Source organism: Metabacillus mangrovi (assembly GCF_009711125.1).
Taxonomy (GTDB): domain Bacteria; phylum Bacillota; class Bacilli; order Bacillales; family Bacillaceae; genus Metabacillus_B; species Metabacillus_B mangrovi.
Genome location: NZ_WMIB01000008.1, coordinates 40,256 through 55,538, shown reverse-complemented (window position 1 = coordinate 55,538; position 15,283 = coordinate 40,256). Strand labels below are relative to the sequence as shown.

Genomic DNA, 15,283 nt, shown 5'->3' with positions numbered 1-15,283 from the left:
AGTTAAAAAATAAAGCCTTCCAAACAAAAAACCCGCTGATGAGCGGGTCTTTACTTTACTTTACTTTACTTTACATACGCACTTCATTATCCCTTTGGTTCTTCGGCTCTGTACCAAGCGGCAGCCCGATCGCTTCAAATTGCTGCAATACTGCCTGTAAATCTTTATTGGATATGTAATTCAAATGCACGTTAAAAATCGGAAAGCCTGTTTTTTTGTTCAAGCTGACTGTCCTTTTTACCGCTGGAGGCAGCTCTTCAAGTTTCTCTTCTTCATTTCTTAGAGCGAGTCCGATAAACTTTTGCCCATTAATACTGTAAGGGATCGCTCCATCAATTTCTGTTTTCAGCAGGTTAATCCCATTTCCGGGATTGGGAAAAATCGTGATGGAGTCTTCTTCAACGATCAGACAAGGTGACTTCGTACGGATTCGCGCAGCCCATTTAGATGCTACCCATATAAGCAGACCCTCAATTGCAATAGACAGCAAAAAGAAGAAGAGGCTAATTTCATTAGAGCCTGTGAGATAGAGAACGATCGGAATTAGAAATCCAATTCCCACCAGGGCAATTAAACCCATCAGCATCCAAAGCTTTGTTTTGTTTTCATAAATTTCAAGTCTGTTCATCTCAGTTCTCCTTTAATTTTTATTCTCTATCTATCTACCCACCGTTTACCACTTTATAACATCTTGATTCCCGTTTTTGTAAAGACAAAAAAGTATGCGGTTACCCGCATACTCTATTCATCTTAACTCAAACGGACAATAGTCAGTGAGGCACCAGTAGAACCGCCGCCGGTCAGCACTGCAGCTCCTAAAAGCCCAAACAATTGAAGGGTAACTGTGTCGCCTGCAGAGAGAGGGAAAATCAATTCGTTTCGGTAACTCGAAACAGCAACTGCAGGTGAATTGATCGAACCAGGTATTGGGGCTGCTTCATTCAGCAGCAGTCTTGAATTTGCAAGCAGGCCTGCTGTCGTATTGATACTGTACGACAAGCGGTAACGTCCGGTTTCCGGAACCGTAAATGTGTCACTTGCCCCATTAGCCGTAAATCCATCGAGGTCCTGATTATCTGGAAGCGGAACGTTCGTACCTCCCAGCACAACGGCAATTGTGCTTCCGGAAGTATTGGCAGCATACATAGACGTAGCAGTTAAAACTGGACCAGTTGCTCCCGTTACTCCTGCTTCTCCAGCTGCACCTGTAGCCCCTGTTGCTCCGGCTGGACCAGTTGCTCCAACTTCTCCGGCTGGGCCGGTTACTCCGACTTCTCCTGCTGGACCAGTTGCTCCTACTTCTCCCGCTGGACCGGTTGCTCCTACTTCTCCGGCTGGACCAGTTGCTCCTACTTCTCCCGCTGGACCAGTTGCTCCTACTTCTCCCGCTGGACCGGTTGCTCCTACTTCTCCGGCTGGACCGGTTGCTCCTACTTCTCCGGCTGGACCAGTTGCTCCTACTTCTCCCGCTGGACCGGTTGCTCCTACTTCTCCGGCTGGACCGGTTACTCCAACTTCTCCGGCTGGACCAGTTGCTCCTACTTCTCCCGCTGGACCAGTTGCTCCTACTTCTCCCGCTGGACCAGTTGCTCCGACTTCTCCCGCTGGACCGGTTGCTCCTAGTTCTCCCGCTGGACCGGTTGCTCCTAGTTCTCCGGCTGGGCCGGTTGCTCCGACTTCTCCGGCTGGACCGGTTGCTCCGACTTCTCCGGCTGGACCGGTTGCTCCGACTTCTCCGGCTGGACCGGCTGGGCCTTGAAGACCTGGCTCTCCCTGCGGACCGGCTGGACCTTGAAGACCTGGCTCTCCTTGTAGACCGATTGGGCCTTGAAGACCTGGCTCTCCTTGAGGACCGGCTGGACCTTGAAGACCTGGCTCACCCTGTGGACCGGCTGGACCTTGAAGACCCGGCTCACCCTGTGGACCGGCTGGACCTTGAAGGCCTGGCTCTCCTTGTGGACCGATTGGGCCTTGAAGACCTGGCTCTCCTTGTGGACCGGCTGGACCTTGAAGACCTGGCTCTCCCTGCGGACCGGCTGGGCCTTGAACACCTGGCTCTCCCTGTGGACCGGCTGGACCTTGAAGGCCTGGCTCACCCTGCGGACCGTCTGGGCCTTGAACACCTGGCTCTCCCTGTGGACCGGCTGGACCTTGAAGACCTGGCTCTCCTTGTGGACCGGCTGGACCTTGAAGACCTATTTCACCCTGCGGACCTGCTGGACCCTGTGGACCCGTTGGACCTTGCAGGCCAGGTTCGCCTTGAGGACCGGTTGACCCTATGCTGCCCGTTGCTCCTCTTGGGCCCGGTTCAGGAATGGGTTCAAACTCAATGTTTTCCAGCTCACTGAACGTAAGACGGTGTGCTGTAACAATCTGGCCTGCTTCATTTTTCCCCCAGAAAGACACTTCAAGAAAATCCTCTGCATCTCCGGTTACATTAAAGACATAATCAAATTCGTCCAGATCTGCAAAGTAATTTTTGGTGATGGACTGTCCCGGGCTTACTGTAATGAGTTCACTTACATACAATGTTCTGATTCCATTAAGTGCGTAGTAACCGAGAATCAGCACATCTGCTGAACTTGTAAAACTTCCATTGCTGATCTTTACCGTTGCTTGCCTGGATGGCCGCAGTCCGGCTATTGCATTATTTTCGATAGGTCCTGTTGTTAAAATTGCCATTCTTCTCATCTTCCTCCTGTCTTCTATCTGCAAGCTATATCCTGAAAAATGCTTAGCTTTCTCCGTGCCCAATTTCAGGAACAATCAGCTCTTCTTTTTCGGAATTCCCGTTCCTTGCATCCTATTCTGACTGCGGCAGCCTGTCTCGTTACGAGTCTATTTATTGAGGTGCTGAGGTAGGAATGGCAAGCAGGATTATGTAAACAGGGTAGACTTTGCTCTTTTTCCGCATTTTTCAATTAAAAAAGCCAATCCTCTATAGGACCGGCTCTGTATCATCTATTTTCTCTTTACACTTCTTCTGTACGTTTCAACGAAGGCTGCTCCTAGAAAAGTGAAGGCTCCCCATAGGATCCAGGCAGCTCCCAAACCTATTTCCGAGTGGTCTGCCCCATAAATCCAAGGTAACCAGGTGATGGCAATGCCATCAAAAAAAGTAGCTGCTGCCAGTCCCATGCTGACTCCTGGGACAAGCTGCGGGTTTCTAAGCTTTGCTAGTTGAGCAATTAAAAGGACCGAGACCCAGGAAAGAGGAATAGCTGCCAGAAAAGAAAGCAGGCCTGGTTCCTGACCAAAGAAGTTCAATGGAGTCCCAATCCTTACAATCATTGCTCCTGCAAACCAAAACAGGATGCCAAGAAAGGTAACAGATGCCATTTGGGAGAGAGATAGAAGGCCGGGATTAGCGGGAAGAGAATTCCTTTCAGCAGCTTTTGTTAATTGAGTATTCATGTGTCATCCTCCATTTACCATTTATGTAGCGTTTGCTACATAAATAAAATGTAGCATATACTACATAAAAAAAGCAATGAGGAATTTCTATGAAAAAGAGCGACATTAAAAAACAGATGATTACGAAAGAGCTTGCTAATTACATCTTGGAAAATGGTCTTCAGTCTGCCAGCTTAAGAAATCTTGCACGCGCAGCAAATACAAGTGATCGAATGCTGCTGCACTATTTTAAGGATAAAGATGAGCTTCTTTCAGAGGTACTTACCTTTTTATCAGATGAACTGATCTCGATTATTGAAAGCTCCCGTACCGAAAGGATGCCCTTTAATGAGCTCGTTCCTTTTCTGTCTAAAACGGTCAAGGATCCTCTGATCAGGCCCTACCTTCAGCTTTGGCTCGGTTTTATCGGTATTGCTTCCAAAAAGGAAGAACCGTATTATTCTATTGCAAGGAAAATTTGTGATGGTCTGTATGCGTTTTTCAAACGAGCGATTTATGCGGAACAAGAGGAAGATATCGAACAGCTCGCGGCATTCGCCCTGGCTGCCGTGGAGGGAATGGTTCTGCTGGATGCCCTTGGAAAAGATGCAGAAATAGAAAAGGCTTTACAAGGTGTCCGTCTATTAAGCAAGTAGAAAACCAAGCAGCAAAAAATCCGGAATGCTCTGGGAGCGTCCCGGATTTTACTTTCCTTAGACCGTTTCGTTCTTTAACTTTTCATTCAACCGATCTGCAGCAAAAACAGCTTCCTGATCTTGCTCGATCTCCCCGGGCTGGTTCGCTTCTCCAATTATATACCCTTCAAACGAGGTGCCCATAAAGCCAAAAATATGAACAAATTGCTGGATCATCGGAAGCCCTTTGATCGAAGGCTGATCTCCCCCCACAGCGATTACATAGGCTTTCTTTCGTGACATCTGCTCTTTGAAATTCCCGATCTTTGGATCTCTCATAGACTGGGACCACCGGTCAATAAAGTTCTTCATCGTTCCTGACATACTGTACCAGTAGATTGGAGTTGAGAAAACCAGGACATCATGCTGCAGCACCTTGCTGATGATTGCGTGGTAGTCATCTCCTGCATCCTGAAAGCCCTCAGGTGCATGGCGCATATCCTCAATCGGTTTGATGCGGGCATCTTTTAAATAGATATTCTCCACATTCAAATCCTTCATCGCACGCATTGTCAGATGCTCGGTATTCCCCTCTGCCCTTGTGCCTCCATGGATTACGGCAATACTCATTGTCTTCTCCTGCTTTCATTTCAAAATAGATTTTAGCAGCCCAGTCGAAAAAAATGAAAGGACCGCTTCAGTGTCCTTTCATTACCCTGCCCTGATCCCTTTTTTCTTTGGCTGCTCCACGAAAAGCAGGCCAAGTTCATGGTGATCACCTTCATAGGTAGCCCGCTGGACATAACGGATTTCTCCGTTATGTCCATATATTTCAAGCTTGCACAAAGCCCGGTTTTTCTGCAGGGCCTTGTAAAATTCTTCTGTTGTCTTTACGGACGTTCCATTTACCTTTGATATCGTCTCTCCTACCTGAATCCCCATTTTTTCAGAAGGTGAATTCGGCAGCAAACCGAGCACAATCAGTCCTGTGTCCTTCTTAGAAAAAAAGTACGCAGCTGAACGATCGTTTCTTTTTTGCCTGATCAGCAAAAAGATTCTGCCGGCAGCGGCAGCTGCTGCAGAAAAATAGGATAGAGGCGTCCACCATAGACCAGCTGCACCAAGCAGTAAGACGATGCAGGCAAGCCATACGATTCTTTTTCCGGATGCCTGGATGCTGGCCTTTGGCAATGAACCTTGAACCGACTGGCTGAAGCCGACGAAGAAAGGAATAATGAATAGGGAAAAGCTTTGCCCGTTCATTTCAAATACCGGCCACCAGCTGAAAACGGAAGCAAGTGTACCGCCCGGAACAAATAACACAACCGGAAGCATCCATAATCTGCGAGCGGTGTGTCTGCCGATTGGCAAACCCCTGCTGCTTTTTATAATAGAAGGAGAAGTCCGATGGTGTCCAGTTTTATAGATAAGGATCCCTTCCGCGGCCAGCAGCAATCCAATCAATACAGCAAAGGCTGCCGGATCGGGCTGATTCCAATCTGCAAACGGCCCTTCTTTTGCTAAAAGTGGAATGACATAGGCCCCAAGCATTGCAGTCCCAATTGTGAAAGCCGCGGACAGCAGCTGCAGGGAAAACGCAAGACTGAGAAGGAAGGTTGAAGCAGCGATTAGAATAAGCGCTTCGAACGGAATGGATATGCCGGCAGCAATAACTGGTGCTGATACAGCCAATCCAGCAGGCAATCCTTTTAAATAAGTAAACCAGACCTCTTCATATAAAGGTTCTGTCTTCGTATAGAAGGATTCCCTCTCTTTTTTAATCCGGATAAAACCGATACACAAAGAATAAAGAACAAAATAATAAACGAGAGGATGCATAAAAAAACGCAGCACGCCCTCGAGTAGCTCCTGTATCCAGGCCAAATCTTTTCACCATCCCGGCCGGAAAGACTGAACTGTTTGTCCAGTCGGATCCGTTCATTTGCTTTTCTCCATTCTATCAAAAGTCAGAAAGAATGAATATGGAGCTTTGCCGGTTTTGGATTGATTATTTAAGATTTCCCCATAAAGAAGAATTTGATAAAGAAAAGTCCAGTAGCGGAGCGTCAATTTTAATGTGAAGTGTTTCCTCAAGCAGCTGCATGGAACGCTTAATGTCACTGAGACCGAGCGACAGCCTTTTATAGTTCGAGGTCAAATAGGAAAAATACTCCTGGATGATTTCCTCGCTGATCGCTCCCCTATCCTTTATTTCCGTATAATTCGCCAGATACATGCAAAACAGGTGCAGATACTTCGATGTCTTTGCATTTGATACAAGCGATGGCTGAAGCTGGCTTTTTAACTCTCCCATCAGCTTGCGGTATATTTGTTCTCTCATCACACTAGCCCTTTTCAATTGTTTGTTAACCCCCAATATAAAGTGTGTTGTAGAACAGTGTCTCTCTTAATAGTAAATACAATAGGAACTAACAGCAACTTCCTAAAGATTCATTTTTTATGTGATTCCCCCCCAGAAAACAGGAAGAAGGCATATGTAACTAGGAAATTTTGGATTATAAAAGCGATTAAAAGGAATTATGTTTCTGAAGTATGACATTTTTTACGGTTTTTACATCAATTGCAGGTCTTAAGAAACCTCGGACTGTATCATACCGTTTCTTCTTTTATTATAAATCCTTCTAGATCGCCGAAGTATTAAGACTTAGTAAATAGTCTTCAATTCCTATCCGTTTTTAAACGAAAATAAAACCTCCGCAGCCAGTCATTCCCGGCAGCGGAGGTTCTTATTTGCAGCATAATCATATAATTGGTCCTTAAAACAAAACTTTTATCGCAGCTTGAAGCTGTCGGTCTTCTTCTTTGCTGAATCTTTTTTCTGCAGCCAGCTCATTAATTTTAGATATGGTTTTCCCATCCATGATTCCGGAAGGGGCTAACTCGTTCTTTTGCTGAAATGCTTTGACCGCCGCTTTCGTGGAGGCATTATAATATCCGTCGGTCCTTCCCGGATCATAGCCTATGGCCTTTAGAAGCTCCTGTGCCGCTTTGACCTGCTCCCCATTTGTATCAGGAGAAAGGGTCTCATCTGACTGGATAGGGGCTGCATAATAATATTCAGGCTGCCTGACCTCAAGGGTTGGCGTTACCCCTTTTTTGTGTATCCAGTTCCCATTAGGCGTCAGCCACTTATACAGCGTGAGCTTAATATTGCTGCCGTCACCCATTGGTACTGCCTGCTGAACTGTTCCTTTTCCGAATGAAGTCTCTCCAACGATTGGATAGTGATTCGCTTCCTTTAGCGCACCTGCAAGGATCTCCGATGCTGAAGCGCTGCCCTTATCAATCAGAACACTGACAGGATAGGATTTCTCCTTTTTTAATGTTGAGAAATACTCGGTTTTCTCCCCGCTTCTTTCAGCGATTTGAATATAAGGATGCTGTTTCGTGACAAACTGCTTTAAGATCTCTTCCACACTTTGCAAATAGCCGCCGGGATTCCCTCTCACATCCAGAACAAGCCCTTGAATTCCCTGCTTTTCAAGATCTGTCAGGCTCTTTTTAAAATCCTCCGCTGTTTTTTCTGCAAAAGAAGTGATTTCAATGTAGCCGATTTTCTTAGTCCCATACTTCTTGATTTCGCTGAAAACAGTCTGAACCGGGATCGTATCCCGTTTTACGGAAAAAGTGAGGGTTCCGCGTGTTCCGGGACGGGCCACTTCAATAATAACGTTCGTCCCTCGCTTACCGCGAATTTTCAGTACGGTTTCATTTAAGTCCAGTCCTTTAATGGAAGTGCCGTCAATTCGGATGATTTCATCATTCGGCTGAAGGCCTGCTTTTGAGGCTGGCGACCCTTTGAAGGGGGAAACGATAATGATCCGCTCATCTCTTTTCCCTACCTCTGCACCGATGCCTTCAAATGAGGAATCCAGAGAATCTGAAAACTGTCGGGCGGTTTCTTCATCCATATAAACGGAATAAGGATCCTCGAGCTTGGCGAGCATGCCTTCAATGGCTCCTTCCATGAGCTCTTCCTGATCAACTTTTTCCACGTATTTCTTTGAAATTAATTCATAGGCTTTTTTTACTTTATCCATTCCCTTAGCGGCTTCTGCAGATTCTGAAGAAGCGGGGACAGATGATGCCTCCTGCGCCTCCATCTTGCTCACGGCAGAAATCCCGGGTTGCTGCTCCGAGACCGCCCATTCCATCCCGGCATACATGCTGAGCGCTCCAGCCATCATGGCTCCGGCAAGCATAAGGGCCGTTATCTTTTGGTTCATCAAGCTCCTCCTTCTGTCTGCCCTTAAACAAACGATTGATTGCCGTTTGAAATTCATGGCTAACAGTAGTATATGCCGGGCTTGTACAAAACATGTAATAACTGGGAATGTGTAAAACGGTAAAAAAGGCAGCCCCGCTTCAGGGCTGCCCGTTTCTTATTATGGAAGGTATTTTCTAGGGTTGTCGGCACTGCCTTTTCCTGAGTATCCACCAGGATGAACTTCAAAGTGAAGATGTATGCCGGTAGATGCTCCGGTTGTACCCATGATTCCGATTTGCTGACCCTGTGAAACAGTCTGTCCGCTTGATACGTTTATAGAATCAAGGTGGCCATAGATTGTCGTGTAGGTTTTACCATTGATTACGTGTGTAATAAATACTACATTACCCCAGCCGCTTGCTACGCCTGCACGCACAACTCGTCCGGAAGCTGCAGCGTGAACCGGTACGTTCCCATTCGCAATGTCTATGCCGCCATGCAGCTTTTGCTGGCCTGTGATTGGATGCGTCCGCATTCCAAACTCAGAGGAATGTCTTCCAGAAGCCGGCCAGATAAAGATTGCATTTCCGGTTGGAGCAGGTGCTGGCGCTGGTGTAGCTGTAGTGCCGCTGCCTGATGAAGAGCTGCTCGCCGGAGGAGTGCTTTGGCGCGCTTCCTCTGCTTTTTGCTTCTCTTTCTGCTCTGCAGCACGGGCAGCTGCTTCGGCCGCTTCACGCTTGCGCTTCTCTTCTTCTTCTTTGGCACGAACCATTTCCTGCTGAACAGCTGCTTCCTGTTCTTTAAGGAACGCTGCCTCGTCCTCAAGCTTGAACATTTCTGCTTCAGCATCCTTGTTCTGCTGCATCACCTGCTGCATCACTGCGTTTTTCTCTGCTGATTTCTTGTTCAGTCCCTCTTTAATGGATTCAAGTTCTGTCAATGAACTCTGAAGTCCCTGAAGGGTTTGATTTAGTTCCGCTTCTTTTTGCTCAAGCAGCTTTTTATCATCATCGTGTGCCTTTAGAATATCTTTATCTGCTCCAATGATTGTGGAAACAGCGCCGATTCTTGAAATAAAGTCACCAAAGTCCTGAGCACCAAGAAGCACATCTAAATAGCTCCCCATTCCGCCGCTTTCCTGAAGGGCACGCGCACGGTCTCTTACAATTTCATTCCGTTCTTTTATTCTCTCTTTAACGGTCTTAATTTCTTTTTTCAGGTTTTCAATGTCTTTTTTTGCCGCGCTGATTTCATCCTGTTTTTCACGGATCTTTGCATTTGCTGCAGAAATGTCTGAATCCAGTCTCTTAATTTCGCTGTTCAGTTCATCCTGTTTTTTGGTAAGCTCTTCAATCTGCTTCTGCTTGCCTGTCAGGTCATTCTGAACACCGGACTTCTGCTCCTGGATGCTGCGCTGCTTCTCTTCTAATGTTTCAGCCGAGGCCTGATTGCCGGTCAACGGGATAAGCACACCGTTAACACTGATTACCGCTGCGACCCCAAATGTTAAAAGCTTTCTTTTCAATTTGTTTTCCTCCCCTGATTCTTCTCTTTCTATGTAAGGCCCTGCAGGCCGGCTCTCATCCGGCCTGTCCCTTTGCGCCTTATACACTAGACTCTCAAGAATTTTCTAACGGACATCAGGCTTCCCCATACTCCGATCAGTGCACCGATCAGAAGAAGGATTATAGAAACCTGCCATACAAACGGATTGAACGGGAGCAGTTCAGCATAAGAATCTGCCACCTGAGGCGCAGCCCATGTATACAGGCTGTTGTATCCAAAGATTAAGATGATAATAGGAACGAAGGCCCCGAACACTCCTAGCATGAGCCCTTCCAGGAAAAACGGCCATCTGATAAACCAGTTGGTGGCCCCTACGAGCTTCATAATCTCAATCTCATGCCTGCGGGCAAAAATCGTAATTTTGATCGTATTGGAAATCAGGAACATTGCCGTAAAAATCAATCCGATGATCAGGCCGATTCCTATGTTTCTCGCGATGTTTAAACCGCTGAACAGCTTTTTCACTTCTTCTTTTCCATAATTGACTTTGTATGCACTATCAAACTCTTCGATCTGAGCAGCGATTTTAGCGGTGTCCTGCGGCTCTTTTGCCCTTACAACAAACACATCTCTCAGAGGATTCCCCTGATCCTTCAGTTCGAGGGCTTCCCCCTCTTCCCCGAAGTTCTGCTGCATTTTCTCTAATTCGTCTTCCTTCGAAGAGAACTCTGTACTGGCAATGCCGCTGATTCCTTTAATATCCTGCTCAAGCTTCGCCTGTTCTTCCTGACTTGCTGTTTCATCAACCAGAACCTTAATGACTACATCATTTTCTATGTTGTCTGCAAAGTGGTTAAGGTTCATCATGATCACGAGAAACGTTCCGACAAGGACGAGTGTAACAGCTACCGCGCTTACTGATGCGAAGGACATCCAGGCATTTCTGCCCAGTGACTTAAGGCTTTCGCGGATATGACGGCCAAAGTTATTCATACAAACCGTACTCCCCTCTGGCCTCGTCACGCACAATCTTTCCATCTTCGACTGCGATGACCCGCTTCTTCATCGTGTTGACAATCTCTCTGTTATGAGTAGCCATGACAACGGTTGTGCCGCGGTTGTTGATCTCTTCAAACACATTCATGATTTCCCATGATGTATCCGGATCAAGATTTCCGGTCGGCTCATCCGCAATTACTACTCCCGGATTGTTCACAATTGAACGTGCAAGCGAAATCCTCTGCTGCTCTCCCCCGGAAAGTTCATCCGGAAAGCTTCTCGCCTTATGTTTGAGCTGGACAAGGTCCAGTACTTCCATCACACGTTTTTTAATATTCCGGCTGTTTTCCCCGATTACTTCCATAGCGAATGCCACGTTCTCATAGACTGTTAACCTCGGCAAAAGCTTAAAGTCCTGGAATACAACCCCGATGCTTCTTCTCAGGTGCGGCACCTTGCTTTCTTTAAGCTTGGCAAGATTTACACCGTTGATTACAATTTTCCCCGAGCTGGGCTTTTCTTCCCGGTACATCATTTTAATGAATGTCGATTTACCTGCTCCGCTCGGCCCTACCACATAAACAAACTCACCCTGGTTAATCTTGACATCGATGCCGTTAATTGCGACTACACCGTTCGGGTAAGTCTTATAAACTTTTTCCATTTCAATCATGCAATCACCCAAAACTAGTTTTTTATATTATTTATATCAAGTGCGAATATTGTTGGAAGTTGTCAATTGTATAAACATAGTCCTATTACCAAATCTTTTCTCACAACGTTCATTATAACACCATCATTCGCCATGAATAGACGTATTTTTATTACATTTTCATTTCACTCGTGTAAAATCAGTAATGTTTGATGGGCATAATGGGTATATAAAATAGTCTGTTCTCTTTTTCGGCATGTTGCTTTTCAGACATTTTCCCATAAAAAAAAGATTCCGTAGGGAACCTTATTTTTTCTCTGCCAGCCACTCGGCTACTTTTTTCGCCTCTTCACCTTCAAGGATGCCAGGAGGCATGTTGCCTTTTCCATTGATGATAATGCTTTCAATCTCGGCAGCATCATGCTCTGCGCCGACACGTGTCAAATCCGGACCGGAGCTTCCCTTCAGGTCTACGCCATGGCAGCTTGCACAATTTTGCTTAAACAGCTGTTCCGGTTCTCCGGCTGAAGCTCCCTGGTTCGCCGGGGCATCTCCGCCTCCCCCGCACCCGGCAAGTAATGCCGATGCCGTAAACAGGACCGCTAGTGCTTTTCTTTTCAAAGCGGATATCCCCCTTATCTAAATTCTATAAAAATAGTATAACCTAGTCACGCCCGCTTGAAACCCTCCCCAAGAACCTCAGAAGCGTCCATAACGACTACAAATGCAGACGGATCAATCACTCTGACCAATTGTTTCAGTTTTGTGAATTCGGTCTGGTCCACCACACACATTAAAATCGGCTTTTCCAAATCTGTATAGCCGCCAAATGCTGATACCTTCGTAACACCGCGGTCTATTTTTTTCAAAATCGCCTGCTTCACTTCTTCTTCATGACTGGTAATGACCATAGCCATCTTGGACCTGCCAAGACCAATCTGGACAATATCAATGGTTTTGCTTGTCACATACAGTCCGATCAGTGCATAAAGGCCTCCTTCGATGTCAAATGCAAAAGTAGCCGCCAAAACAATCATCCCATCAATGATGGCTACACACGTTCCTAATGTGAGACCCGTAAATTTATGTATAATCTGGGCAGCAAGATCTGTTCCGCCAGTAGAGGCCTTTCCCCTGAATACCAGACCGAGCCCGAGACCAACCCCGATCCCTCCAAATAGTGCTCCGAGAAGGGGATCCATCGTCACCGCTTCCATATCCTTTGTCAAAAACACAACAAACGGCAAAAACACTGTCCCAATTAAGGTTTTAAATCCAAACTGTTTACCGAGCAGGAGTACCCCTGCAATAAACAGCGGAATATTAAAGGCCCACTGTACATAAGCCGGCTCAAAGCCAAACGCATCGTTCAGAATGGTGCTGATGCCGCTGACACCTCCGGAAGCCACCCGGTTTGGCAGGAGGAATAAATTAAAGGCGATTGCTACAATGGCTGATCCTGCCAATATGTAGACATACTCCAGCACTTTTGCTACTGCCGGCACATGCGTAATTGATTGTCTCCGCTGTTTCATCTGCTTGCCCTCCAATGGAATACTTAACCAGACAAGAGTATAGCACCGCAGACATCACGGTGTAAACGAGGCTGAAATAACGTGTTAAAGGGATAAAGCGCAGACTTAGTATACCCGGAGCAGGGAAGGCTCATCCTCCAGCCAGCCAGCCGGCAGACAGATAAAGTGTATGAACAGTTGTTCGCTGAATTGCAGGAAAGAAGGGGTTTGTCGAATAAATGGGGTTTTGGGAGTTTTGATGCACGTGAGGGAAATAGAAGTTGAGCACCATTTTTTTCATTTCGATGCGGCCAATCCCTTTCAGAGATTTCTGCCGCCTGAACAGGTAAGAATCCAATTTAAATAAAGTTCTGCTTTTCCGCGCTTTTCTCTCAAGCCTTACGCGGTGATTTTCCGCGCAGGCAGGCAAACAGGGTGAAAAATGCCAGAAGGATCATTCCTGCATCCACACAAAGAAATCCGATTCCCATCGCCATTTGATTATCGCGGAAACAGCGGTACGCAATCACACTGAAAATCAGGGTGCCGCTTGCTGCCAGCAAAGTCACTCCCCACAAATAGACCGTACGCTTCGACCAGATCATAAAAAACAGTCCGCCTGCCCCAAGAACGATGGCCGCACCAAACGAAACGCCCTCAGAATGATCAGCAAGGAACATACTGCTTATCCCAAACAAAAAAACAAAAAACAAGAGTACCGATGCAGCCCCTTTTAAAACAGATCCCATCCCATTCACCTCCCGGGTACCGATTTATAGATGTAATACCCCTTTTCCCGGCAGGAAAAAACGCAAAATCCGCACACTTCTACTGAGCAGAGCTGTCACTGTGAAAATAACCCCGAATAACCGCGAGCGAGATCAGGAAGAACGCAACGGAAACGATGCTGATCAATACCCCTGCCACGTAGCTCTCCTGTCTGAAGCCTTCAACAGCCGCTACACCCGTTCCTATTGCAGCACCAAGCAGTTCCAGCAGCGTACCGCCATCCCCCCATGTATTGATCAGGAAGCCTAAGCCGAAAAGAATCAATGCGAGGCAGAAAAGAAAGAAAAGCGGCTCTGTCGTTTGGAAGATCGACCCTGCCCCGCCTGCTATCAAAATTAACGAGAAAATAATACGAAATGGAACAGTTAAGCATCCCACTTTAATCCCTCCTCCTTTTTTGGTTTTATTTGTTAATCCGAAAATCTTTTCCCCTTGGTTTATTTTTGTAAACCAAGTCTTTTTTACGGACGGCTGGTGTTCTGGTGCTCTGACCCCACTTTCGCTAAAGCATTAAACCTCCGTCCCCAGTCTACAGACAGGCTTATAGCACAAGGGATTGGAGAAGGGCCGCTTGTTCCCCTGATCCTTTAAAGCAGTGAGGGTCAGAGCAGTGCACTGACCCCACTTTCGCTAAAGCGTTAAACCTCCGTCCCCTTGTCTGCAGAAATGCTTATCGCCCAAGGGATTGGAGAAGGGCCGCTTGTTCCCCCGTTCCTTTAAAGCAGTGAGGGTCAGAGTAAATCTAGCCCTGCCTTTTCACCCCTTTAAAAGGCGATCCTGTAAACTATTGCATAATAAATCACTATTTAAGTCACGAAAAAAAGACTGGCTTTAAGACAGTCTTTTGTATAGAAAATCCTGCTGTTACAAATGCAAGGAATCATTTTCTGAATAGGTATGCCTCCGATTAAATAGCATTTTAACGCCTATCATCATTTTCAATGCTCCATCGATCCATGCAACAGCCAGAAAAGGAATGCTGGGTATCAGGAGACCTAATAATCCGTTAACAACCGTTAATGTACCTAAAAGAATCATGAGTTTTCCCTGAGAAAAATAAAAACCAAAAAAATGAGCTCCAACAACGATTAAGATAGAGAGCCAAACCAATCTTACATTCTCAAATCCAATAAACATGCCACAAATGGTACATAAAATAACCGTGACAGTTAACGTGATATTATCCATTTTATCTTGAAATTTCGTGTTTTTCCCGTAAGCTAGTTTTCGATTCAAAAAGGGGAGCACGTATATTAGCAAAAAACCAACTGCATAGCCGAATCCAAAAATGAAAGGCTGTATTAACAAGTTACCGCCATTAACTGCTGAAACTATGATAATAACGCCAATGTAAATCAACCATACTCCACAAGTTCTTTGTGTGTTGTACTCCCTATTCGCCATAATTTCCCCTCATTTACCTCAGTGTATTAATGCAGATATTCTCGGTTCCTGCTCTTTGCTGTTTCTTGATGAGAAATCCCCTATCCACTTTAACATAAAATCCCATGCATTTTTCATTCAAACAGGATCTTTAGAAAAATCTCCACAAACTGCTTTAAAGTAT

16 protein-coding genes are annotated in these 15,283 nt (G+C 46.1%); 1 reads left to right on the top strand and 15 read right to left on the bottom strand.

What is annotated here, in order from left to right; genetic code table 11:
* Nucleotides 1-70: 70 nt before the first annotated feature.
* The 3 genes from GKZ89_RS10010 to GKZ89_RS10000 all read right to left on the bottom strand — a co-directional run bounded on the left by GKZ89_RS10010 (nt 71) and on the right by GKZ89_RS10000 (nt 3,414).
* Nucleotides 71-628 (bottom strand): STM3941 family protein, encoded by a 558-nt coding sequence (locus GKZ89_RS10010; RefSeq protein WP_155112269.1) that lies wholly within the window; start codon nt 626-628, stop codon nt 71-73.
* A 122-nt stretch (nt 629-750) separates the two neighbouring features.
* Nucleotides 751-2,682, bottom strand: a complete 1,932-nt coding sequence (locus GKZ89_RS10005) for a BclA C-terminal domain-containing protein (RefSeq protein ID WP_162356689.1) — start codon at nt 2,680-2,682, stop codon at nt 751-753.
* A gap of 279 nt (nt 2,683-2,961) precedes the next feature.
* Complete coding sequence (locus tag GKZ89_RS10000; protein ID WP_155112267.1) at nt 2,962-3,414, bottom strand: hypothetical protein; 453 nt, start codon at nt 3,412-3,414, stop codon at nt 2,962-2,964.
* An 89-nt stretch (nt 3,415-3,503) separates the two neighbouring features.
* Here GKZ89_RS10000 and GKZ89_RS09995 point away from each other — a divergent pair, with 89 nt between their 5' ends.
* Complete coding sequence (locus GKZ89_RS09995; protein WP_155112266.1) at nt 3,504-4,049, top strand: TetR/AcrR family transcriptional regulator; 546 nt, start codon at nt 3,504-3,506, stop codon at nt 4,047-4,049.
* 57 nt (nt 4,050-4,106) lie between these two features.
* Here GKZ89_RS09995 and GKZ89_RS09990 read toward each other — a convergent pair whose 3' ends face one another.
* From GKZ89_RS09990 to GKZ89_RS09935, 12 genes are all read right to left on the bottom strand, one after another.
* Complete coding sequence (locus GKZ89_RS09990) at nt 4,107-4,658, bottom strand: flavodoxin family protein (RefSeq protein ID WP_155112265.1); 552 nt, start codon at nt 4,656-4,658, stop codon at nt 4,107-4,109.
* Between the two features lie 81 nt (nt 4,659-4,739).
* On the bottom strand, nt 4,740-5,882 hold the full coding sequence (locus tag GKZ89_RS09985; RefSeq protein WP_430697087.1) for a PDZ domain-containing protein: 1,143 nt from the start codon (nt 5,880-5,882) through the stop codon (nt 4,740-4,742).
* 154 nt (nt 5,883-6,036) lie between these two features.
* On the bottom strand, nt 6,037-6,387 hold the full coding sequence (locus tag GKZ89_RS09980) for a swarming motility protein SwrAA (RefSeq protein ID WP_277753220.1): 351 nt from the start codon (nt 6,385-6,387) through the stop codon (nt 6,037-6,039).
* Between the two features lie 418 nt (nt 6,388-6,805).
* Complete coding sequence (locus GKZ89_RS09975; protein ID WP_155112263.1) at nt 6,806-8,275, bottom strand: S41 family peptidase; 1,470 nt, start codon at nt 8,273-8,275, stop codon at nt 6,806-6,808.
* A gap of 159 nt (nt 8,276-8,434) precedes the next feature.
* The gene (locus tag GKZ89_RS09970; protein WP_155112262.1) at nt 8,435-9,781 is read right to left on the bottom strand and encodes a murein hydrolase activator EnvC family protein; all 1,347 of its coding nucleotides are present in this window, start codon (nt 9,779-9,781) and stop codon (nt 8,435-8,437) included.
* Nucleotides 9,782-9,867: 86 nt separating this feature from the next.
* Nucleotides 9,868-10,755, bottom strand: a complete 888-nt coding sequence (ftsX, locus tag GKZ89_RS09965) for a permease-like cell division protein FtsX (RefSeq protein ID WP_155112261.1) — start codon at nt 10,753-10,755, stop codon at nt 9,868-9,870.
* Complete coding sequence (ftsE, locus tag GKZ89_RS09960) at nt 10,748-11,434, bottom strand: cell division ATP-binding protein FtsE (RefSeq protein ID WP_155112260.1); 687 nt, start codon at nt 11,432-11,434, stop codon at nt 10,748-10,750. The genes ftsX and ftsE overlap by 8 nt, the downstream gene beginning before the upstream one ends.
* 285 nt (nt 11,435-11,719) lie before the next feature.
* Complete coding sequence (gene cccB, locus GKZ89_RS09955) at nt 11,720-12,034, bottom strand: cytochrome c551 (RefSeq protein WP_155112259.1); 315 nt, start codon at nt 12,032-12,034, stop codon at nt 11,720-11,722.
* Nucleotides 12,035-12,081: 47 nt separating this feature from the next.
* A complete protein-coding gene (locus GKZ89_RS09950; protein WP_155112258.1) occupies nt 12,082-12,948 on the bottom strand; it encodes a YitT family protein in 867 nt (288 codons plus the stop codon).
* 371 nt (nt 12,949-13,319) lie between these two features.
* Nucleotides 13,320-13,676, bottom strand: a complete 357-nt coding sequence (locus GKZ89_RS09945) for a hypothetical protein (RefSeq protein WP_155112257.1) — start codon at nt 13,674-13,676, stop codon at nt 13,320-13,322.
* 79 nt (nt 13,677-13,755) lie between these two features.
* Nucleotides 13,756-14,094, bottom strand: coding sequence for a hypothetical protein (locus tag GKZ89_RS09940; RefSeq protein ID WP_155112256.1), 339 nt, complete (start codon nt 14,092-14,094; stop codon nt 13,756-13,758).
* A 486-nt stretch (nt 14,095-14,580) separates the two neighbouring features.
* Nucleotides 14,581-15,120 carry a DUF6609 family protein gene (locus tag GKZ89_RS09935; RefSeq protein ID WP_155112255.1) on the bottom strand — a complete coding sequence of 180 codons (540 nt, stop codon included), beginning with the start codon at nt 15,118-15,120 and terminating at the stop codon, nt 14,581-14,583.
* Nucleotides 15,121-15,283: the final 163 nt, after the last annotated feature.

Coding starts and splice junctions, on each gene's coding strand:
- GKZ89_RS10010 (WP_155112269.1), bottom strand. CDS start 628: ATGAACAGACTTGAAATTTATGAAAACAAAACAAAGCTTTGGATGCTG.
- GKZ89_RS10005 (WP_162356689.1), bottom strand. CDS start 2,682: ATGGCAATTTTAACAACAGGACCTATCGAAAATAATGCAATAGCCGGA.
- GKZ89_RS10000 (WP_155112267.1), bottom strand. CDS start 3,414: ATGAATACTCAATTAACAAAAGCTGCTGAAAGGAATTCTCTTCCCGCT.
- GKZ89_RS09995 (WP_155112266.1), top strand. CDS start 3,504: ATGAAAAAGAGCGACATTAAAAAACAGATGATTACGAAAGAGCTTGCT.
- GKZ89_RS09990 (WP_155112265.1), bottom strand. CDS start 4,658: ATGAGTATTGCCGTAATCCATGGAGGCACAAGGGCAGAGGGGAATACC.
- GKZ89_RS09975 (WP_155112263.1), bottom strand. CDS start 8,275: ATGAACCAAAAGATAACGGCCCTTATGCTTGCCGGAGCCATGATGGCT.
- ftsX (WP_155112261.1), bottom strand. CDS start 10,755: ATGAATAACTTTGGCCGTCATATCCGCGAAAGCCTTAAGTCACTGGGC.
- ftsE (WP_155112260.1), bottom strand. CDS start 11,434: ATGATTGAAATGGAAAAAGTTTATAAGACTTACCCGAACGGTGTAGTC.
- GKZ89_RS09950 (WP_155112258.1), bottom strand. CDS start 12,948: ATGAAACAGCGGAGACAATCAATTACGCATGTGCCGGCAGTAGCAAAA.
- GKZ89_RS09945 (WP_155112257.1), bottom strand. CDS start 13,676: ATGGGATCTGTTTTAAAAGGGGCTGCATCGGTACTCTTGTTTTTTGTT.
- GKZ89_RS09935 (WP_155112255.1), bottom strand. CDS start 15,120: ATGGCGAATAGGGAGTACAACACACAAAGAACTTGTGGAGTATGGTTG.